13 protein-coding genes and 1 pseudogene are annotated in these 21,844 nt (G+C 65.9%); 4 read left to right on the top strand and 10 right to left on the bottom strand.

The features are described from left to right. Nucleotides 1–7: 7 nt before the first annotated feature. From GJ700_RS36050 to GJ700_RS08030, 4 genes are read left to right on the top strand one after another with little or no spacing between them, the layout of a single operon-like run. The gene (locus GJ700_RS36050; protein ID WP_154372390.1) at nt 8–1,645 is read left to right on the top strand and encodes a methyl-accepting chemotaxis protein; all 1,638 of its coding nucleotides are present in this window, start codon (nt 8–10) and stop codon (nt 1,643–1,645) included. Nucleotides 1,646–1,668: 23 nt separating this feature from the next. Beyond that, a complete protein-coding gene (locus GJ700_RS08020) occupies nt 1,669–2,517 on the top strand; it encodes a 3-hydroxybutyryl-CoA dehydrogenase (protein WP_154372392.1) in 849 nt (282 codons plus the stop codon). 2 nt (nt 2,518–2,519) lie between these two features. Further along, nucleotides 2,520–3,314, top strand: a complete 795-nt coding sequence (locus GJ700_RS08025) for an enoyl-CoA hydratase/isomerase family protein (protein WP_154372394.1) — start codon at nt 2,520–2,522, stop codon at nt 3,312–3,314. Between the two features lie 33 nt (nt 3,315–3,347). Then, nucleotides 3,348–3,536, top strand: coding sequence for a hypothetical protein (locus GJ700_RS08030; protein WP_154372396.1), 189 nt, complete (start codon nt 3,348–3,350; stop codon nt 3,534–3,536). Between the two features lie 29 nt (nt 3,537–3,565). Here GJ700_RS08030 and GJ700_RS08035 read toward each other — a convergent pair whose 3' ends face one another. The 10 genes and pseudogenes from GJ700_RS08035 to GJ700_RS08080 all read right to left on the bottom strand — a co-directional run. Beyond that, complete coding sequence (locus GJ700_RS08035) at nt 3,566–4,090, bottom strand: DUF7868 domain-containing protein (RefSeq protein WP_443094164.1); 525 nt, start codon at nt 4,088–4,090, stop codon at nt 3,566–3,568. A 27-nt stretch (nt 4,091–4,117) separates the two neighbouring features. Beyond that, complete coding sequence (locus GJ700_RS08040; protein WP_195763817.1) at nt 4,118–4,723, bottom strand: copper chaperone; 606 nt, start codon at nt 4,721–4,723, stop codon at nt 4,118–4,120. A 174-nt stretch (nt 4,724–4,897) separates the two neighbouring features. Continuing rightward, nucleotides 4,898–6,523, bottom strand: coding sequence for a tyrosinase family protein (locus GJ700_RS08045; protein ID WP_154372402.1), 1,626 nt, complete (start codon nt 6,521–6,523; stop codon nt 4,898–4,900). Nucleotides 6,524–6,579: 56 nt separating this feature from the next. Next, nucleotides 6,580–7,209 carry a DJ-1/PfpI family protein gene (locus GJ700_RS08050; RefSeq protein WP_154372404.1) on the bottom strand — a complete coding sequence of 210 codons (630 nt, stop codon included), beginning with the start codon at nt 7,207–7,209 and terminating at the stop codon, nt 6,580–6,582. Nucleotides 7,210–7,218: 9 nt separating this feature from the next. Next, the gene (locus tag GJ700_RS08055) at nt 7,219–7,689 is read right to left on the bottom strand and encodes a hypothetical protein (protein ID WP_154372406.1); all 471 of its coding nucleotides are present in this window, start codon (nt 7,687–7,689) and stop codon (nt 7,219–7,221) included. Between the two features lie 216 nt (nt 7,690–7,905). Further along, complete coding sequence (locus GJ700_RS08060; RefSeq protein WP_154372408.1) at nt 7,906–9,156, bottom strand: nucleotide disphospho-sugar-binding domain-containing protein; 1,251 nt, start codon at nt 9,154–9,156, stop codon at nt 7,906–7,908. A gap of 2 nt (nt 9,157–9,158) precedes the next feature. Then, nucleotides 9,159–9,989: an alpha/beta fold hydrolase gene (locus tag GJ700_RS08065; protein ID WP_154372410.1), complete on the bottom strand. Its 831-nt coding sequence runs from the start codon at nt 9,987–9,989 to the stop codon at nt 9,159–9,161. Continuing rightward, nucleotides 9,986–10,270: a hypothetical protein gene (locus GJ700_RS08070; protein WP_154372412.1), complete on the bottom strand. Its 285-nt coding sequence runs from the start codon at nt 10,268–10,270 to the stop codon at nt 9,986–9,988. The genes GJ700_RS08065 and GJ700_RS08070 overlap by 4 nt, the downstream gene beginning before the upstream one ends. A gap of 19 nt (nt 10,271–10,289) precedes the next feature. After that, nucleotides 10,290–14,753, bottom strand: a complete 4,464-nt coding sequence (locus GJ700_RS08075) for a type I polyketide synthase (protein WP_154372414.1) — start codon at nt 14,751–14,753, stop codon at nt 10,290–10,292. Between the two features lie 191 nt (nt 14,754–14,944). Next, nucleotides 14,945–21,565, bottom strand: a pseudogene (locus tag GJ700_RS08080) (SDR family NAD(P)-dependent oxidoreductase); the annotation flags it as partial. Nucleotides 21,566–21,844 lie beyond the last annotated feature (279 nt).

Consider the following 21,844-nt stretch of genomic DNA (forward strand, 5'->3'; position numbering starts at 1 on the left):
GAAGCCCATGCCATCGCTCTCGATTGCCAACAAGTTGCTGGCCGCGTTCGCCGCCATGCTTGCCATTGCGACCATATTGGGGATGTTTTCCATCAGCCAGCTGGGCACGGTCAACGGTACCGCCAAAGAACTGGGGCTGCTGTGGATGCCCAAGGTGCGTGCACTGCTCGAAGTCAAGGCCGACCTGGGAGACCTTCATGCAACGGAACTGAACTATCTGTTGTCGCAGCAGCCGGCGTCGAAGGCTGCCTACAAGACCCGCATCGGCGTCATCCTTGCCCGGCTCGGCGGCACCGCCAAGCAGTACCGCGACTTGATGTCGACCCCCGACGAAATCACCATCTTCAAGGCGTCGGCCGTGACGTTCCAGGCATTCATGGCGGAGCATGAGAAGTTGATGGCGCTGGTGGAAAAGGACCAGGGCGAGACGGCATTGACGCTGATCCGGGGCGACTATGCGCGCCTGCTGGAGGAATTGAATGGGCAGATCGATACCGTGGTCCGGCTCGATGTCGATGGCGCGGCCCAGGCCAGCCGCGATGGCGAAGCCCGCTTTGAGGCGGCACGGCTGTCGATAGGCTTGATGCTGGCAGGCGCGCTGGCGCTCGGGCTGCTGCTGGCGCTGTTGATTTCGCGCGCCATCGGCCGGCCGCTGCGCGCGGCCGCCAGTGTGGCCCGGCGTGTCGCCGATGGCGACCTGGGCGCCCATATCGAAGCGAAATCGGCTGACGAGACGGGCCAGATGCTGGACGCCCTGCGCGACATGAATGGCAGTCTGGTGCGGCTGGTGCGGCGGGTCCGTGCCGGCACCGAGACCATTGCGGGCGGCTCGGAGAGAATTGCCGCAGGCAACCTCGACTTGTCGCAGCGCACGCGGGCCCAGGCCGGCACGCTGGAGCAGACCGCCACGGCGATGGAGGCGCTGACGGCCGCGGTGAAAACCAATGCGGCCAGCGCGCTGCAGGCCAATCAACTGGCGGTCGCCGCCGCCGACGTGGCGAACCAGGGCGGCGCGGCCATGGCGCGCGTGATCGGCACGATGGGCGAGATCGATGCGTCGGCGCGGCGCGTGATCGACATCATTGCGGTCATCGACGGGATTGCATTCCAGACCAACATCCTGGCGTTGAACGCCGCGGTCGAAGCGGCGCGCGCCGGCGAGCAGGGCCGGGGATTCGCGGTGGTGGCCAGCGAGGTGCGCCACCTGGCGCAGCGCGCGGCCAGCGCCGCCAAAGAGATCAAGACGCTGACCGGCGATTCGGTGCAGCGGATCGACGACGGCAGCAGGATGGTGGGCGAGGCGGCGTCCACCATGCAGGAAGTGGTCGACAGCATCAGCCGTGTGACCGACTGCATGCGCAGCATCACATTGGCCAGCCAGGAACAGTCCACCGGCATCGAGCGGGTCAACCGCGCCATCGGCGACATGGACCACGCCACGCAGCAGAACGCCGCGCTGGTACAGGAAACCGCGGCGGCCGCCCAGTCGCTGCAGGAGCAGGCCGGCGAACTGGTGACATTGGTGCGCGTGTTCCGGCTCGGGGCCGGCGACGCGCCGCCGGCAACGGCCGACTCGGCGCCAGCCGCCGATCCGGTGCGGCGGGGACTGCCGGCGGACCGCAGGATAGCCGCCGGCCACGTCTGAGATAACATTTCACGGAGAATACGATGGAAGTCAACGCGGTCGGCGTCATTGGCGCCGGCATCATGGGTAGTGGCATCGCGCAGATTTGCGCAGTCTCCGGCAGGCAGGTGGTGCTGGTCGATACGTCCGACGCCGCGGTGGCGCGCGGCATGGCCGGCATCAGCGGCACGCTGGACCGCGCGGTCGGCAAGGGCTTGCTCGATGCGCCGGGCAAGGCCGCGGCGCTGGCGCGGATCAGCGGGACCACGGATTACCAGCGCCTGGCGCAATGCGACCTGGTGATCGAGGCGGCCACCGAGAACGAAGCCATCAAGTTGCAGGTACTTAAGCAGGTGGACGAAGTGTTGCGGCCCGAGGCGATCATCGCCACCAACACCTCGTCGATTTCCATCACCAGGCTGGCGGCAGCCACGTCCCGGCCCGAGCGTGTGATCGGCATGCATTTCTTTAATCCGGTGCCGTTGATGGCGCTGGTGGAACTGATCCGCGGCCTGCAAACGTCGGACCGGACCCATGAGACAGCCGAAATCCTCGCGCTGGCCATCGGCAAGACCCCGGTCGCGGTCGGCAACAGCCCTGGCTTCGCGGTGAACCGGATTCTTTGCCCGATGATCAATGAAGCGATCTTCGTGCTGCAGGAAGGCCTGGCCAAGGCGAAAGACATCGACGACGGCATGAAGCTCGGCTGCAGCCACCCGATCGGCCCGTTGGCGCTGGCTGACCTGATCGGCCTCGACACGCTGCTGGCGGTGATGGACACCCTGCACCAGGGTTTCAATGACCCCAAGTACCGGCCCGCGCCGCTGCTCCGGGAAATGGTCGACGCCGGGCGGCTGGGGCGCAAGAGCGGCCGCGGATTTTACGAGTACTGACCATGGACAGCACGAACAACCCGATTTTGTACTCCTGCCGCGATGGCATCGCGCGCATCCGCTTCAATCGTCCGGCGGCGCTGAATGCGATCGACGAGACGATGGCGAAGGCCCTGTGCGGCATCGCCTTCGAACTGGAACACAGCCGCGATGTGCGCGTGGTGGTGATGAGCGGCGAGGGCGCGGCCTTCATGGCGGGCGGCGACCTGGTGAGTTTTCACCAGGACAAGGCGCGCATGGCGTGCACCGCCGATGCGATCATCAAGCCGGTCAATGTGGCGTTGGCGCGCCTGGCGGCGCTGCCGCAACCGCTCGTCGCCAGCGTCCACGGCGCGGTGGCCGGCGCCGGCGTGAGCATGGCGCTGGCCTGCGACCTGTGCATCGCCGCAGACGATACCCAGTTCAATCTGGCGTATGCCCGTATCGCCACCAGTCCCGACGCCGGCAGCACCTGGGCGCTGCCGCGCGTGGTCGGCACCCGCAAGGCGCTGGAACTGATGTTGTTGTCCGAATCGTTCGGCGCCGAGGAAGCGCTGCGGCTGGGCATCGTCAACCGGGTGGTCACGCGCGAAGGGCTGGCGGACGCCACGGAAACCCTGGCGCGCCGCCTGGCCGCAGGGCCGACCCATGCCTATGGCCAGATCAAACGCCTGGTCCAGGCCTCGTTCGACACCCGCTTTGAAGAACAGCTCGACGCCGAGCGCAAGGCCTTCTGTGCCTGTACCGCCACGGCGGATTTTGCCGAGGGACTCGATGCGTTCTTCGAAAAGCGGCGTCCGGTTTTCAGTGGTGGTTGATGTCATTGGCGCAGGTGCGCGACAGGAGCCGTTATGGATACGTTCAGGAAGAAAAGCTGGAAATGGCTGTTGATATTGGCGGGCGGACTGGCTGCTGCCGCGGCGGGCGGTGTTTTCGATGACCCGGCGCCGGCAGGGCAAATCCAGGCCGTGATGCCGGACGGCTATCCGGGCATACCGCCGGCGTTCAGCTGGGACGATATCTTCAGGGCGCCGCATTAGTATTGCGTTCCAACCGGCCGTCAATCTCGTCACGACTGCCTGCTGGAATCCATGGGGGCGAGGTATATGCGAATGCGTTCAATTGAAATCTCGATGCCGTCAGGAAGCTCGTGATGAGGGTGTATGGAGACCTGAAACTGAGCATCCGGCGGCAGCGCCTGCCCGAAGAGTTGATTGGCTTGGGACGTGAAGTCGAGGTAGCTTGTCAATCCGGCATTCGTTCCACCTGGATGAGACACACTGGCCTTCCTGAGGCCGAAAAGGGCGATACTTCCAAGATAAACCTCGCCGGCAGTGCCGCCCCCGTTCGGGCTGCGGGCCCGTATCTGCACGCGAAGCACCGTAGCGTCGAAAGTGCCACGCATGTTTTCGAGCGCAATGTAGACGCGGGAGGTTGAACCGATGCTGCTCATGGTCGCGGCATCGGAGAGGACCGCGCCCTGTAAGCGCACTGTCACTTCGACGCCAGCGGATCGGACGGATGTGACGTTGTCACACGAGGCGATTACCAGAGGCGCCGAGGTTGTCCTCGATTTGTCACTCTTTTGTATCATATAGGTGCCTGTGCAACGTCTGATTTGCTATTGGGACCGTTTGAGTAAAGGCGCGAGCCAGCCAGGAGCATTTAAGCAAGCGGTGCGGCGAAGGCGTAAAGCGGCAGTGCGACCCCCCCTCAGTTTCCAGCCGGGTGTCGTCGGCGGATCCATACGCTCGCAGTACATGAGCAATGCCACCAGGGCCATGCCTTCAATATGCCACTGTGAGAGCGAATCGGCAAACAGCATCAGCGCCCAGCAAGAACCCATGCACCAGAATCCATGGTCCAAGCCGAAGCGAAGCGCGTCCATGTCGGCCGCCAGCCCAAATGCGGATAGCGGACGGTGAAAATGGCATTGATTCAGGCATCGCTGTTTCAGGGGGGAGACCTGCCAAAGACCGGCCGTCAGCGCCGTTACGCCAACGAGGAAAGACTCATCCTGGACACCCCGGCTGATCACCAGTTCAAGCAGCTTCGTGGCCCAGCCTGCGACCAGCCAAATCGCAATGTACCCCACCCAGAAAAGCGCATTGCTGCGCCGTCGCCGGTCGCTAAACGAACTGATCCGAATGTGCAATAACGGCTGGATGTTCAGGGGCGTCATCATTGCGGCAACCATCAACAGCCATCCGGCGCTTGCCGACAGCATCCAGTCAGCCGTTGATCCAGGAATCCAGCCTGAGCCACAAATGGATGTTATCTGCACAGGCCCTGACCAAAGAGCCTGTGCAATGATGGGAGCCCACGCGGCACAGCTGATGAAAAAAAGGCAGCGCTGGATACGGTGGGCTTCGCTTCTGCTATAGAACATCGTCGCGACGGATCAAATCGGCTGGCGATAAATGCTTACCCGGCCGACTTCGATCGGGCTGGCTTGCGGCGCGCTGCCGGCGCTTTCGACATCGACTTTGATCTGGTTGGCGGACAGCTTGTCTTTGACAAACAAGGTATCCACGAAGCGCGAAATATCAAGTATGAATGTCAGGCCTGAACCGCCGTGTGCACCATCCTTGATGCTTGCGCGCCGCAGCCCGAAAAGGCCGACACTGCCAACGAACTGCTTGCGCTGGGTGGCCTGGTCTGGCTGCGGCGGCAGATCGATGTAGACGCGGAGGACAGCTGCATCCTGCGTGCCCCGTACGTTTTCCAGTTTCAGGTACAGCTGGTCGGGAAGCTGGGTGACGGATGCAAATCCCAAGCTCTTCACCACATTCTTTTGAACCGCCTGGTGCAGCCCCACGTTGACAGAGGTGAAGCCCGCTTTCGAGATCTGAAGTGGACCTGTGTTCGCGCCGAGAAGCTCGGCAGGCTGCGCCGGACTCGCTTTGTGGGTCAACGGTACAAACTCATTCGCAGCGCCGATAGCCCCCAACTTGACCAGCCGCTGCGCCAAAAGGTTTGCTGCCGGCTTTTGAGGCATTGCAGCGTCTTGATAGGCATAGTTCAAGGTCGAAAGGCTTTGTACTTCACCTGGCGTATAGACCCATGGCTCGCTGTCAGGCATCGGCATCACAAATTGCTGTGCCGGCCCGTCGAGCCAGGCGCTCTCGGTAGGGTTGGCATTTCCGGCATCGTTCCAGGAGGCCCACATCCGGTCGATATTGCAATGATGAAGGTAGAAGACCGGGTCCAGTGCGGCCGTGCCTGGATCGGCCATGATGCCGTAGTCAGGACTGCTGAGGTTTCCGCCGACGTAGACGTGAACCAGGTCATGCGGATTACTTTCCATATTCCCGTGCGGGCTGCCGTTGTGGGCGAATCCGGACTCTGGTCCGCCGAATCCTGGTGCCGGCGTGGCTGGATCCGATCCGGTATAGAGATCATTGTGCATGCAAATATCGGTCACATCACCATATTGCGGTTTGGGCGCTTGACCGTGTCCTTCTACCCAGGCGGGGGTCGGAATGTAGATATTGCCGTCATCTTGCGGGCCGAAGCGCATGGTGACAAACAAGGGGTTGGGGGTGCCGTCCGGGAGTTTCTCGGTGGTGAATGCCGGCGGAATTGCCGCATCGGCTCCTTGTGCGCCACCAAAGTAATTCCAGTACGGAAGCGCCCAGGTATCCGGTCCGCCGAGACTGACGATGTCAGCGCGCAGCTGCGCCTCCAGCGCCAGAAGGTAGCCGCGATGCCATGGCAGGAAGTACCAGGTGCCGTGTTGGCATTGATTCCAGAATTTGTCTTGTGTCGTCTGGCTTGGAAGCGGCGAGGTCGGCACGGCAGGCTGGCCGCTCACGTATCCCCAGGCGGGGAATGCGGGTGGATTGGGGTACCAGGCTGTGTCGGGATTCACATATTCGCCATGGATCGCAGCGAAGAACCACCAGCTGGCCGGATCATTGAGCTCGCGCTGCATCATCTTGCCAACGCCCTTCGCATACCAGAGAAGGTCGGGATTACTGAGGGTACCGCCTTGGTTCCATGCATTCTGGCGCGTAAAAGTAGTCATCTTCGTCTCACTTTCTTGATATTGGTTGCGAATGGGGGCAAGTCAACTGGCTTGCTCTACCAGGAGAACATGCATTTCTCAGGCTCTACGATGTCGCTTTCAAATGGAGGTTGCGGGTAATACTGAAGGTTGCGTTGCACTTTCCGCGCTGTCTCATCGCCAAATAGCTGACGGACCAGGTGCAGCGATTCATCCAGGCAGGACGAAATGCCGCCGCCGGTGAGCCGATTTCGGTCGTGGACGAAGCGCGGGAAGCCGTCTGCGACGTCGATGAGGGGGAACTGTCGCAAGCAGGGCAGAAATGCCCAGTGCGTGGTCGCCTTGTAGCCGTCCAGCAGGCCCGCCCTGGCTATAAGGAGCGCACCTTCGCATACTGAACAAACCCAGGTGGCCTGCTCGCCGATACGGCGCAGATAATCAAGAAAGACGCCACCGTCCTGGCGATCCATCAGCATTGCCAACGCCTTGGGATCGCCGCCAGGCACCCACAGAATGTCCAATTTGTCGACGTCCGATAATCGTTTCGACGCGAGAAATCGGAAACCATCCCGGGTGACGACAGGTTGGTCAATCGAGGTGGCCAACAGCTGCACTTCCACCTTGTCGCCAAGCCAACTGAAGACCTCGTGGGGGCCGGTGACGTCAAGCAGGTCGACGCCCTGGTAGACTGGAATGCCGATAATCATGAGCCCCTCTTATTGGCCGCCAGTGTGCGAAGTGTCCGCCAACATGATGAAGCTCGCCGTAACGCCTGCCGGCGCACCGTTGTGCGGAACGGCTCTTAGGACGGTCCCGACGAATGCCGGCACTTGATTGACGCTTGTCGGCCATACCGGGCAGAGAAATGCCTGATAGTCGTATTCCCAGCCTTCAGTTGGCGTACCTGGGCGGCCTTTGCCCACGAACGCCAATTTGGTCGCAGATTCCGTGTCCGTCAGTTGGCCGCGTACGTCAAGAATGTAGTCGCTCGACATCACGAATTCGCCGGAGATCGTTTGTTCGTCTTGCGTCAGGGTGAACACGCCTTCGCCGAAGATTAAGGCCAGCGCTTTGGTTGGATCGCCGTCCACAAGCCCAATATTGTTGCGATAACTTCGATAGACCCAGGTGGAAGATTGAAGGGTTTGGTGCGCATTCAGCGCCTCTGGCGTGACGTTTGAATTCATGATGACGACCTCGCTTCGATAGCAAAAGTTGGGTACGGATACCGGCCGATTTCAGGAAACGTTCGTGTGGATTGCGCTACTCCGTTTGGGGCAGAGATTTCTGAGTCGCGTAGGAGGAATCTTACTGAGTATAAAAACGGCAATACTATCCAATTGTTGCAATTTGTTTTTTTGCAACAGCTAACAACATGTGGGAGAGGGTACGGAGATGCGACGTTACGTTCCGGCTGCGGATGGTCGATATCCCGCCTCGATCACCTGCGCCCCGCACGCCGGGCCATCGAAACGACGTACATCGCGTTGCATGGCCGCCAGCGCGGCGTGCACGTCCCGGTCGCCCAGCAGGCGGTCGGCATGGGCGCGCAACATCGCCGGCGTGTGGCGCACGCGCGATACGCGCACGCCCACGCCGAGTTGTTCGAGGCGCTGCGCGACCCAGGTCTGGTCGAACACAAAAGGAAAGGCAATCACCGGTACGCCGTGATACAGGCACTCGGCAGCCGTGTTGTAGCCGCCATGTGCAAAGACCAGGTCGAACTGCTCGATCAGGTAAAACTGGTTGACGAAGGGCCTGCCGAGGATGGTGGCCACGAGCGGCAAGTCCGCGAGCGCTTCGCTGAGCAGATCGGGCGGCGCCGAAAACAGGAACAGGCAATCTGCCTCATTGTGGGATAACACGATATGGCGGAATATGCGCAATGCCGCCGCACGGTTGTGTTCCATGCCGGCCAACACCGAGCCCAGCGAAACGAAGAACTTCCTGCCCTTGAATCGGGCTATCCGGACCGCCAGGTCCAGGTCGTCGGCGCTCGGCTCGCGCCGCACGAAGGCCGGGCCGACAAAGGACACCGGCACCGCGCCGGTGGTGCCGATGGCGCTGGCCGCGCGCTGGTCACCCGGCGCCGCCGCGCAAAAGGTGGGTGTGGCAAAGCAGAGGTAATGCGCTGGCAAGGCCAGTGCGTTTGCGCCGTGTGGCAAGCTGCGCTCCAGACTCGCACACAGTTCGCTGAACAGCGTATTGAACGCGGTCGCCATGCCTTTGCCGACGCAGGACGGCAGCTCGTCTTTCGGCAGGAACTCCAGCGGCGAGCTGATCGTGTAGGCAAAGCGGCAGTCCAGTTCACCGGCCAGCAGTGGCGCCAGCGGCAGCAACTGGTCGAACAACAGCAGGTCCGGCGCAAACTCGCGGCAATGCCGCAAGGTGTCGGCATGGACCGCCAGGCAGAATTGTTGCAAGGCCTGCAGCGCTTCCGTCACCAGGCCGCCATCGGCCACGTGACCGATCGCCTGCTCGATGTTAAACGAGGGAACCACCACACGCCGCAGGCCCGAGGGCAGCCAGAACGGCCGGCTGAAATAGTCGATCACCAGCACGTCGTGGCCACGCGCGCGCAAGCCCTCCGCCAGCGCCACCAGGGGCGTCATGTGGCCGAACAGCGGCGGCGCCGCGCAGACGATCCGCGCCATCGCTAGCTCTCCACCGGCGCTGGAGCGGCCGTATGACGCCAGGCCGTGTCGGGCAGTCCCGCCAGGAACGCTTGCAGGGCCGCGGCAACGGCATCGGCGCGCTGGATGACGAAATCGTGCTCGCCTTCCAGGATGGCCAGGCCGCAGTCCCTGATCAGCGCCTGCTGCCGCCGCGCATAGGCATGGTGCCCGGCGCGGCTCGAGTAGATCAGGGTGGTCTTGCAGGCGATGCTCTGGAATGCCGCGTCGCTGTATGGCTGGTCGCTCAACACCTCTTGCCGGAAGCGCGTCTGCTTCAACACGTCAAGGCGCGCCTTGACGTTCATGAGCGCGCGCCGGCGCCGTTGTATGTCGCCGCGCAAGCTGTCCTTGAGCGGATCAAGGAAGCCGCCGCTCGGCGAGAAATCGCCGCCCAGCACCGCGCTCACGCCATCGAGCATGGCATCGATATCGGGCGCCGCCACCGGTAGCGGCGGCGTGTCGACGATCACCAGTCCCGCTGCCGACTGTGGATAGCGCATCGCCCACTGCGTGGCAATGTGGCCGCCGTAGCTATAGCCGACCACCACCACCGGGCCGTCGGTGTGGCGGCGCCGCATCCGTTCCAGGTCGTCGGCGTGGTCGGCCAGGCGGTAGCCGCACGGCGGCGCCGGCGACAAGCCGTGGCCGCGCTGGTCGTAGGCCACGACGTGATAATTCTTCACCAGCCCGAAGGCATAGCCAAGCACCCACAGACCGGCCGTGCCGGCCATGCCGTGCACGAACAGGACGGTGCGCCGATTGGCGCCGCCCAGCGAAACCGCATTGAGCTCGGGCACTGCACCGGCCGTCACGCCGCCAGCTCCGGGTGGGAGGATGCAATGAATCCGGCGATATCGCCCACCGTCAGGCCGGCGATCCGCTCCATCGTCATTTGCGCGAACCAGGACTCGAAATCGACTGCGGGAAAGCGTTTGAGCATGATTTCGATCACCCTGGCGATTTCGATGCTGTCGAGCTCAAGTCCCCCGCTCAAGCTGGTGTCGTCGTCGACCACCATTTCCTGCGCCCATTCCTCGCCCACGACCTGGTGGACCGCGTCGCGGATCGCCTGCATGGCCAGTACTTTTGTCATTACCATCGTTGTTCCCTTGTTAGTGTTGTATTTGCTGCTGTTCGCGCACCCAGCTGATCACGTGGCCGTCCTTGTGGCGGCGCGCGTTGAACGCGGTCCCTTCGACCCGTCCGCTCCATCCGGTGCCGGTGCGGCACACCTCGCGCACCCTGATCCGGCGTGGCGCGCCGGCCAGGCCGCGGCCGTTGTATTTGCCCCAGGCTTCCTTCGCGGTCCAGAACATCGTCTGCCAGAAGGCCCGCTCGGCGTCGGGCTGCGCCGCGAAAAAGGCGATCTCGTCGGCGTCATAATTGAGCCGCTCGAAGGCTTCGCCGCGCGTCTCGATGGACTCGACGTCGATGCCGACACGCTGCGCGCCACCGACGATGACGGCCGCGATGTCGGGCTTGTGGCTGATCGACAGCGCGAGCGGCGCGTCTTGCCCGGCCACGATGCCAATCGGCGCGCCATGCTCGTCGTGGCCGATCTCGATCTCGGACGGGAACAGCGTGTCGACGCCGCGATGCCGCGCCAGCCACTGCTTGAGGCCGTCCTTCGCCGCCACCACGCCGCGCAATATCGCGTTGCGGTGGCCCATCGTCTTGCTGCCGTCGACCCGGGCGATTTCCCGCCCGGTCAGATAGCTATTGGTCAGCATCACCCGGGTCCAGTTGGAGCGGAACGGCAGGTCGAACACGAACAGGCCGTCCTCCAGTTGTTCGCTGATCGCATTCAGGCGCTCCGGCGTGCGGAAGATGGCGAACAGCGACGGATCACCGCTGAAGCGGCGGCCGGTGAACTCGCTGACCCGCACCTGCAAGCGTCCGGCGCGGCTCAGTTCGAGGTCATAGACGAACTCGGTCTCGCTGATACGGCGGGTGAAGACATGGCAGTCGTAACGGTCCGACGGATCGCGCAGCGCCGCCAGCGGTGCGAAAAATTCGAGCTTGCCTACCTTCAGCGGCAATACCACATTGTCTTCATCATAGTGCGAGCAGAACCACACGCCGGCGACCTGGAAAGCGCTGTCGACCAGCGCGCCCAACCCGCCGGCGGCCGCCACCACGCCGGCCATGCCGCTGGCATCCATCGCTCCCAACTGCTTGATGCCCTGGTACTGCGGGCCGTGGAACAGCCAGCGGTCGCGGTAAATGCACTCGAGCTGCAGGGGGAAGGGCGGCACATGGCCGGGATCCAGCCGGCGCCCGGCGCCTGCCGGCGGGGGCGCCACCGGCAGGCTGTCGGCCACCTCCACCTGGCAGGAAAAGTGGTCTTCGACCACGACCGCATACAGGTTGCGCCCCTTGCGATAGAGGCGCGCCTCCAGCGCGAGCGGGCCACGCACTTCCAGGAAACGGAATGAAAATACCTTGTGGACGGCGCTGATGCCGCAGCCCGGCAGATAGCCCGACACCAGCGCGCACGCCAGTTCGATCATCATCGTCATCGGCACCACGGCGGAGCGTTCGGCGATGGGCCTGCCCGCGTGGGACTGGTAGATCTCGTGATCGTACAGTTCCGGGTAGCGCGCATGGTCGATCTCGATGGTCTGCCGGTGGATGACCACGTGCGGGTCGATCGCCGCCCCGGCCTGGTGCAGCGGCGCGGACGCCGGAGCCAGGGCCAGTGCTGGCGCCAATGGCCGGCTGGCAGCCGCGCCAAAGGCGACCATGACGTCGTGCTGCGCGCGCTGGAACGTGCCCATGCTGAGCGCGTGCAGGTCTGCGCAGCCCTCGGCACCTGCCGGCAGCAATCCGGCCGTCGCCAGTGGCGCCAGCCCTGCCGACGTTCCCGCCACGAACGGCAGTGCGGGCATGGCATGCAGCTCATCGAGGTTGGCGTCAAGTGACATCGGCGTGGTGCGTAGCGCCGGCGCTGGCGCGGCTGCTTCGGCCTGCTGCCGGCAAAGCCCGAACCGCTCAAAATCGATCGCTTTGCCTTCGGCGTACAGGCCGGCCGCCGCGCGCCGCAACATCTGTTCGCTGCTCTTGTCGGCGCTGCTGGCGTCGAGCGTCATGCATTCGCTGCCCTTGAGGGTGTCGGCGACGAAGCCGCTCAAGCCGGCATTACCGACCTGCAGGAAGACACGGAAGCCGTCCTGGTAGAGCCGTGTGACCAGTTCGCGGAAGCGCACCGGCGTTGCCATGTTGTCGACAATGACTTCCTTGATCCCGTCGGCGTCGCACGGATAAGGCCCGGCCAGGCTCGAGGACCAGATCGGCACGGCCGGTTCCGACAGCACGATCTGTTCCACCAGCGGACGGATGCTCTGCAAGCCGGCGCGGATGAACGGTGTATGCGACGCCGCCTCGATCCCCATGTTGACCGACAACAGCCCTTGCGCGCGCAGGCGCTGCCGGGCAATTTCCAGCGCGGCGGCGCTGCCGCAGATGACGCAATGACCGGGACAATTGTCGACCGCGACCGCGACGCCATCGATGTCAGCCAGCAGTGCGCGCACGCTTTCCGCGCCGCCCCAGACCGCCATCAGGAAATAACCCTTGCCCATCACACCATCCTGCAGGGCGAGCAGGCGCTCGACCAGGATTTCCAACTGCGCCGCGCCAATCATGCCGCTTGATACGCAGGCGATCCATTCGCCCAGCGAGTGGCCGGCGATGGCATCGGGCGAGACGCCGAGCGCGCCGAACACGTGGTACAGGGTATCGGCGGAAAACACCGTCTGCAGGCTGCTGCTCACCAGGACGTCATCGCCCCTGGCCGACAGTTGCGTGAGGTCGAGGCCGAAGCGCAGCGCCAGTTCGCGGAAATCGGGATTGACCTGGTTGCCCAGCCCGGGAAACAGGAACGCCAGTTTTCCGCCCGCCCCGAGCAGGCCCCCGGGCGTGAAGAAGATGTCCTGCTTGCCGCGCCAGGGCAGTCCGCGCGCGACGATGCGCCTTGCCTTGGCCAGGCGTTCCTGCGTGGGATCGAACAGCACCAGCCGGCACGGCCCGGCGCCCGCATGCAGCGCGCCGCTATCGAGGTCCGCCAACAGGCTGCCCGGATCGGGCCGCGCCAGCGCCAGCACGTTTTCCTGCGTGGCCAGCCGGCGAGGTTCCTGCCCCAGCGCCAGCGCCACCGGCGCGCTCACCTTGGTCGGCGCCGGCGGCGCGCTCATGACCAGGTGGGCGTTGATGCCGCCAAAACCGAAGGCGCTCACGCCGGCCACCCGGTCCGTGCCCTCCGCCCACGGCGCGCTGTGGCTCGGCACGTGAAAACCCTGTGCGGCCAGGTCGCCTCGCAGTTCGCGGCAGTGCAGCGAAGGGGGCAGCACGCCATCCCGCAGTGCGCAGGCGGTCTTGATGACGCTGGCGATGCCGGCCGCGCCCAGCGTATGGCCGATCATCGACTTGACCGAGCCCAGCGCCACCTGCCGCCCCTGCATATGCGGCCCGAAGAAACGCAGCAGCGAGCCGCTTTCCACCTCGTCGCCGCGCGGCATGCCGGTGCCGTGGCATTCGATGTAGCCGGCGCGGCCGGGGTCGATGCCGGCGTTGCGCCAGGCGGTGTCGAAAGCCTGGACCTGGCCGTCCGAGGACGGCGCCAGCAGGCTTTCCGCGCGCCCGTCGCTGCAACTGCCGACGCCTTCGATCACGGCATGGATGCGGTCGCCCGCCGCCAGCGCCTTTGCGAGCGGCTTGAGCACCACCAGGCCCGCGCCTTCGCCCAGCAACAGGCCGTCGGCGCCGCGATCGAAGGGCCGGATCTGTTCCTGCCGCGACAGTGCGCCGATATTGGTAAACATCGACCAGTAACCCTGGGTCAGCGGCACATGCACGCCCCCCGCCAGCATCACATCGCAGCGTCCCAGTTGCAGCTGCATGATGGCGTTTTCGATCGCCACCAGAGACGACGCGCAGGCGGCATCGAGGATGTAGCTCGGTCCGCACAGGTTGAGGCGGTTGGCCAGGCGGGAAGCGGCAAAACCCGGCACCAGGTTGCGCGTCAGGCTGTTGTCGAAGCCGGCCTTGCGTTCGGCCACGAAACGCTCGGCGAAGGCGTCGAGCCGGGCCTGGTCCAGCCCGGGAAAACTGTCGCGCAAGCCCTGGCGCAACTGCGGCAGCAGCTTGATGCGGTCGAGGAAGCGTATCGTCACCGGTCCGATCGGCATGGTACGCCCCAGGATCACGCCCACCGGCAGCGCCGGCTGTTCGCGCCCGCTGCGCACGATGCCGGCGTCGGCCAGCGCGCTGCGGGCCAGGTCGAGCATGAGGAACTGGTCGGCCTCGGCCTCCTCGACTTCGCGCGGCACGATGCCATATGCGAGCGGATCGAAACTCAGGTCGTCCACCACGCCGGCGCGGTGGCAATAGGTTTGCTCCAGGCCGGGCGCGCTGCCCGGCGTGTAATAGCCGTCCTGCCGGCCCCAGCGCTGCGCCATCGGATAGGCGCTGATGGCGTCGACGCCGCCCTGTATGTTGCTCCAGAACGTGGCGAGATCCGGCGCCCGGGGAAAGCGGCATGACATGCCGATGATGGCGACTTTAAATCCCATGCTCATGCGATTTCCCCGCTCCAGAACAGCGCCTCATCCTTGACGCAGGTGGCGATCAGGCGGCTGGCCCGCTTGCCGGCGCCCAGTTCGTCGAACAGGAAATCGACGCCCTGGCGGCGGCTGATGGCGTGGATGCCCATGCCTTCCAGGTGTTTCTGCAGCGTCTCGTCGATCATGCCGGCGCCTTCCCACGGCCCCCAGTTGACCGACAGGTAGTGGCCGTTGCGGCTGGCGTTCAACGCCATGGCGCGCTTGTCGAGGTAGGCGTTGGCGGCCGAATAGTCGGTCTGGCCGCGGTTGCCCAGCGTGGCCGAAATGCTCGAGAAGAACACCACGAAGCTCGGCTCGGTCAGGCGGTCCAGGCTGTCGAGCACGTTTTCCACGCCGCTGGCCTTGGTGTGGTAGACCCGCGCCAGCGAGGCTTCCTGCTTGTCCTTGAGGAAGCGGTCGTCCAGGATGCCGGCGCCGAACAGCACGCCATCGATGCGGTCGTACCGCGCCATTACCTCGCGCAACGCGCCATCGACCTGGCCAGGCTCGGTGACGTCGGCCTGCAAATACAGGATTTCACTGCCGAAGCCATCGAGTTCCTCCATCGTGCGGCGCATCTGCTTGTCGGCCAGGATGGCGTTCACCGTCGCCTCGATGTCCCTGGCGCGCGCGGCGCCGTCCTGCCGCGCCAGCAATGCCTGGCGCAGCGCGGGCGCCGTGTCGACGCCGGGGAAGGGTTCGGCGCCGGCCGGCAGCGGCGAGCGCCCCAGCAGCACCAGGCGGCAGCGGTATCGCTCGGCAAAGGCCGAGGCAAACCAGCTGGTGATGCCCCTGGCGCCGCCGACGATCACCACCACCGCCTCCGGTTCCAGCCGCAGCGCCTCGGTCGAAGCCACGTACGAAGGGCGCGGCAACGCCTTGCGCACATGGCGGACGCCGTCGCAGTAGGCGACCGGCTGGGCCAGTATCTCGGGCTGGCTGAGGATTTCGCCGAGAATGCGCGCGGCCAGCGCTTCGCAATCGAGCCGCGCCGCGTCGTGCAGGATCAGCGGACGGATCATCGGCACCTTGGGCCATTCCCAGCGCAGGCTCACCAGCATGCCGCTGGCGCCGCTGCCGCACGAGGGCGCGTGGTAGCTGCCGTCCGGATGACGCAATGGTGCCGGATCGTCCTGGATCGTCATTACGGTGTCCATGTCGCGCGCATCGCAGGCGCGTAACGCATGGAACAGGCCCAGCACGTCCTGATAAGCATCGTCATCGCGGTTGAAGTACAGGATGCCATTGGTGTCGAGCTGCAGCCCGGTCTGCAGCGCGCCGCGTTGCAGCGGCTCCAGCCTGGCGCCGAGCGCGTCCAATTGCCGGCGCAGCGCGTCGTACAGGGCCGCAGACGCGCCGACGCAATGCAGTGTCTTGCCGGCCAGCCGCGCTGGCGCCGAAGGCTGTAATGGCTGCGCCGAGTACAGCACATCGAGCACCCTGAGCGGCACCGCCGGGGAAGGCGAGGGCGCCCCGGATTCGGGTTCCGGCGCCACTGCCGGCCCTTGCTCGGGCTTGCTGTAATCGGCCAGCCAGGCGCTGATGCCGCGCAGCGTCTTAATCTTCGATACCTGTTCCAGGAATTGCGCGGCGTCGTCGCCCAGTTCATCGCCTGCGCCAGTGCCGGCCAGGCCCAGTTCCTTGCCGATCTCGGACAGCAATTCGACCCGCTTGATCGAATCGATACCCAGGTCTGCCTCGAGATCGAGATCGGCATCGATCATTTCGTCCGGATAGCCGGTGCGGGCGCAAATCAGCGCCTTGAGCCGGGCTTCGATGGCGCTGCGGTCATACGTCACGGGCGCGGCCGGTTCCGGCGCTACCGATTCCGCGTTCCGGCCCACGTAGTCGGCCAGCCAGGCGCTGATGCCGCGCAGCGTCTTGATCCTGGAGACTTCTTCGAGGAACTGCGCCGCGTCGTCGCCCAATTGATCGGGCGTGCCGGCATCGGCCACGCCCAGGTCCTTGCCGATCTCCGACAGCAACTCGACGCGCTTGATCGAGTCGATGCCGAGATCCGCTTCCAGGTCGAGATCGAGCTCGATCATTTCCTCGGGATAGCCGGTGCGTTGGCAAATCAACACCCTGAGCTTGCGCTCGATCGCCGCGCGGTCCGCCAACGGTACAGCTGGGATGGCAGGTATGGCAGGTACTGCCGCGACCGGCAGGGCCGCAGGCAGTGGCGTCGCCACTGTCAGCGGCATGGCCAGCGGCGCCGGCGCCGCGCCCAGGTAGCCCAGCATGACATCGCGCTGCTGCTGGACGAAATGATTGACGCTGTCGAAATAACTGCGCATCACCGCCGCACGCGGGCCGTCGTCGAGCGGCGCCGGCCGGGCCGTCACCGGCGCCAGCGCGAGCTTTTTGCCCGGCGCGGGATCGTAGGCATGTGCAGGCAGCTTGCCATGCAGCGGCCGCGCGTGGTGGCCGTTGACGCTCCACATCGTCGGCGCCAGCGCCTTGGGATGGGCCAGGTCGAGCCGGCGCAGGCGGCGGTTGGCGTACAGCGCGCCCGGCGCCATAGGCGCGCCCAGGGTGGCCAGCCGGGCCAGCGTGTTCATCAGGCCTTTCAGCGGCGGCGCGTCGCGCAACAGCAGCGGCAGCGCCTGGACCTCCTCGCCATCGAGGATATTGTTCACCAACGAGCACAGCGCGCCGCCCGCGCCGACTTCGACAAACGTGCGCACGCCATGCGCGTGCATGGCGCGTATCATGGCTTCGAAACGCACGGGCGCGGCGATCTGGCGGCCCAGGCAATCGGCCAGCGCGTCGGCGGACATGCCGTCCGGGTAGGGCGCGGCGTGCTGGTTCGACCAGACCGTCGTGGCCGTTGGCGTTGGGGCCAGCGGCACCTGGCGCAGGAAGGCGCCGAAATGCGCGGCCGCGGGGGCCAGGGCCCGGCTGTGGAAGGCGCAGGCGACCGGCAGGATGCGCGCACGCACGCCGCCCTGCTTGCATTTCTGCAGGGCCGCCGCGATGGCCCCGCCGGGGCCGGCCAGCACGGTCTGGCGCGGCGCGTTCATGTTGGAGATGTCGAGCTCACCCAACTCACCCAGCACGGCATGCACCAGCGCCGCGTCGCCCTCGACTGCCAGCATGGCGCCGCGCTCCTCGCCGTCGAAACTGCCCAGGATGCAGTCTGCGCGCTGGCGGCTGACCGGCACCAGCGAGCCGGCCGGGATACTGCCCGCGTGGCACAAGGCGCTCAGTTCGCCGAAACTGTGGCCGGCCAGGTGGCTGGCTTCGATGCCGAGCTCACGCAGCACCTGCGCCGCCGCCTGGCTGACCACGGCCAGCGCGGGCTGCGCCATACGGGTGTCGGTCAGCGCGGCTTGCTGCGCGGCGTGCTGCTGGTCCGAGAAGGCGCCGGACGGGAACATCGCCGCGCACAGCGCCGGCTCGCCCGCCAGGTGCGCCCGGGTGGCCGGGAAGTAGGTGAACAAGTCGGCGCCCATGCCGGGGAACTGGCTGCCCTGGCCAGGGAACAGGAAGGCCACCTGGCCCTCCAGTGGCTGGCCGTCGCCGACGTGGACGCCGAGCGGATCGGCCTGGCCCTGGGCCGCGCGCGCCAGCCTGGCGCCGAGTTCTTCCACGCTGGCGGCGACCACCGCGAGCCGCACCGGGCCTTCGCCCTCATTGCCCAGATGGTGGCTGTAGGCGATGTCGCACAGGCGGTCCTGGTGACCGGCGGCCAGCCATGCTTGCAGGCGTTCGACCTGCTGGCGGGCCTGATCAAAGCTGTGGCCACGGAACAGCAGCAATTCGCACGGCCAGACCTGGGGCGCGGACGGGATGGCTGCGACTTTGTCGGCGTCGCCGCGGTCGAGCACCAGATGGTAATTGGTGCCGCCGAAGCCGAATGCGCTGACGCCGGCCTTGCGCTCCTGCTCCAGCCACGGCATGGTGCGGGCGGGGAAATAGAAGGCGCTGCGTTCCTGCCGGTAGTAGGCGTTGGGCTGCTCCAAGTGCAGGGTCGGGGGCAGCAGGCCCTGTTCGACGGCGTAGGCTGATTTGATCAGGCTGGCGATACCGGCGGCGCACTTGGTGTGGCCGATCTGGGTCTTGACCGAACCCAGCGCGCAGGCGGCGCGGGCGCTGCCGGCGTTGGAAAACACGGTTTCCATGGTCGCCAGTTCGGTACGGTCGCCCACCACGGTGCCGGTGCCATGCGCCTCCAGCAGGCCGATTTCGGCCGGCGAGATACCGGCGCGCCGGTAGGCCCGGTTGAGCGCGCGCTGCTGCCCTTGCCGGCGCGGCGCGGTCAGCCCCAGCGACTTGCCGTCGCTGGCGCCGCCGATGCCGCGGATCACCGCGTAGACATGGTCGCCGTCGCACAACGCGTCTTCGTAGCGCTTGAGCACCACGGCGCCGGCGCCTTCGCCCAGCGCGATGCCGTCGGCCGTCTCGGAAAAACTGCGGCACCTGCCGCTCCCCGACAGGGCGTGGGTACTGGAAAACATCAGGTAGTCATGGATGCCGTTGTGGAAATCGACGCCGCCGGCAATGGTCACGTCGCTTTCGCCATAGCGCAATTCCTTGATCGCCGCGTCGATCGCCGCCAGCGACGAGGCGCAGGCGGCATCGACAGTGAAGTTCTGGCCGCCGAGATCGAGCCGGTTGCTGATCCGGCCCGAGACGACGTTGCCCAGCACGCCGGAAAAGCTGTCTTCCGTCAGGCGCGGCAAGCCGTCCAGCGCCTGGCCCAGCGCCGGTTCATCGAGCAATTGCGGCAGCATGATGCGCAGGCCATAGGCGCCGGAAATGTCGGCGCCCGGCTCGATGCCGAAGATGACGGAAGTGCGTTCGCGGTTGAAGCCGCGCTCGAGGTAGCCGGCATCCTGCAAGGCCTGGTAGGCCACCAGCAGGCCGGCGATCTGGGCCGGGTCGATCGAGCCCAGGCTTTGCGGCGGGATGCCGAACAGGCCGGGATCGAAATGGAAATCGGGCACGAAGCCGCCCCACTTGGAATTGGTTTTTTCGCCGCGCGCGCCGGCCGCCTTTGGATCGTAATACAGCGCCTTGCTCCAGCGCGTGTCGGGCACCTCCGTGACGCTGTCCTTGCCTTCGATGATATTGGCCCAGAATTGCTGCGCCGTCAGCGCGCCGGGGAAGATGCCGGCCATGCCGACGATGGCGATGTCGCATGGCGCGCCCCTTTGCTGTGCGCGCGCTGCGCGATCGTCCCGATACTGGCGCAGCAGCTGCGCGCTGGCAGCCAGTTCCTCGTGCAGGCCGGCGATGCTGAGTACCTGCTGGCGCAGGCAGGCGACGTCGCCGATCATGTACATGCCTTCGCTCAGCTGCGTGCCGGCGTCGACCTGGGTGGCGACCCCGTCGATTCGCTTGCTGCCCTTGGAGGCGATGCGCAAATGGCCGGCGTTCATCTGTTCGAGCGCGAGGAAGATCTCATCGCGGCTCTTGCCTTCGTTGCGCAGCCGCAGCCGTTCCTGCTCCAGGAAATCGACATACGGGGTGCGCAGGCAGCGCGTGACGTGGCCCGGCCGGGTCTGCACCAGCGCGGTCTCGTTGCTGGCCACGGCCAGTTCCTGGTAGGCCGCGACGATCGCGCCCTCGCGCACGGCTTCCCCGGTAAACAAATAGGCCGTTCCCATCGAGATGCCGATTTTCGCGCCCAGCGCTGCCAGCGGCGCACACATGGCGGCCAGCAGCGCGCCGGACAAGCGGTCGTGCAAGCCGCCGGCAAACAGCAGCGACAACTCGGCGCACGCCTCGGATTCGAGCGCGCGCGCGATCTGGCCTTCCCACAGCGTCATCGACGACAGGGGACCGACGTGGCCGCCGCACTCGCGCCCTTCAAACACGAAGCGGCGCGCGCCGTCGGCCAGGAAACGCTCGAACAAACCGGTGGTGGGGCAGTGCAGGAAGGCTTTGACGCCGTGCTGCTCGAAAATCCTGGCCTGGTCGGGCCGGCCGCCGGCCAGGATCACGTGCGACGGCGCCATGGCCAGCACCAGTTCGGCCTGCGCCTTGTACAGCTCGGGCGGCAGGAATCCCAGCAAGCCGACGCACCAGGGTTTGCCGCCGACATGCTCGCGGGTCTGTTCCAGGATCGGCCGGGCCCGCTCAGGCGGGAGCAGGGCCAGCGCGATCGACGGCATGGCGCCGGCGTCGGCCACTGCGGCCGCGAAGCCGGGCCGGTCCGACACCTGCGCCATCGGTCCCTGTACCAGCGGATAGCGCAAGCCATACTCCTTGGCGAACGCGGTATCGGCGCCGAACAGTGGCGCGCGCGCGGCCTGGCGCAGGTGACCGGCGATGGCTTCCTCGGTCGCGTGCACCAGTCCGGCAACGTCGCCGTAGAGGGCGTGGAACAGCTGCGCCAGCGCCAGGTCCTCGCCGGCCAGCAGCGGTGCGTCGGCGCCTTTCATCCGCGCCAGCAATTGTTCGCGGCCGGTCTCGTCGTCCACGTCGGGCAACAGCTTGTGGCGCAGGAAGCGGTAGCCACCTGCGACGGCCGTCTCGGAACCATTGATCGCCCTGAACACGGGGTGCAGGCTGGACCGGTTTTGCGCGGCCGGCATCAGCGCCAGTTGCGAGTCGTACAGCACGCCCTGGGCGCCGGCCAGCACCGCCGCCGCCGCCCCGTGGGGCCCCATGCCGCCCTGGGCCCAGTACGGCAGGGTCAGGCGGCCATGGGTCTGCTGCAGCAAGATGAAACTGTTGAAGGCGCCGACCCGGCCGCCGCTCTCGGCGCCCTTGAGGATCAGGCCGTCGGCCCCCAGGCGCTGCGCTTCCAGCGCTTCTTCCAGCGACACCACCTGCACCAGGTGGAAGAAGCCGGGCAACGCCTGGAACCCGGCCGGCGCGGCGTGCATCAGCACGTTGACGCGTCCGCGCAGCGGCGCCAGCGCTGACTCGTCCAGGTGCACACCTTCTGGAAGCCGCAGGCCAAAGCCGCCCGGCGCCGCCGCCTGGACCCGCTCGATCGCGGCGCGCGCCTGCGGCCAGTCGCGCCCGACGTCGAGGAAGGCGAAAGCGCCCGCGCGCATGGCGTCGGCCACCAGGCGGTGGTCGGGTGTCTCGAAGGGCGACACGATCAGGACACG

The sequence above is a fragment of the Pseudoduganella rivuli genome, assembly GCF_009674485.1.
Classification (GTDB): Bacteria; Pseudomonadota; Gammaproteobacteria; order Burkholderiales; family Burkholderiaceae_D; genus Rugamonas; species Rugamonas rivuli_B.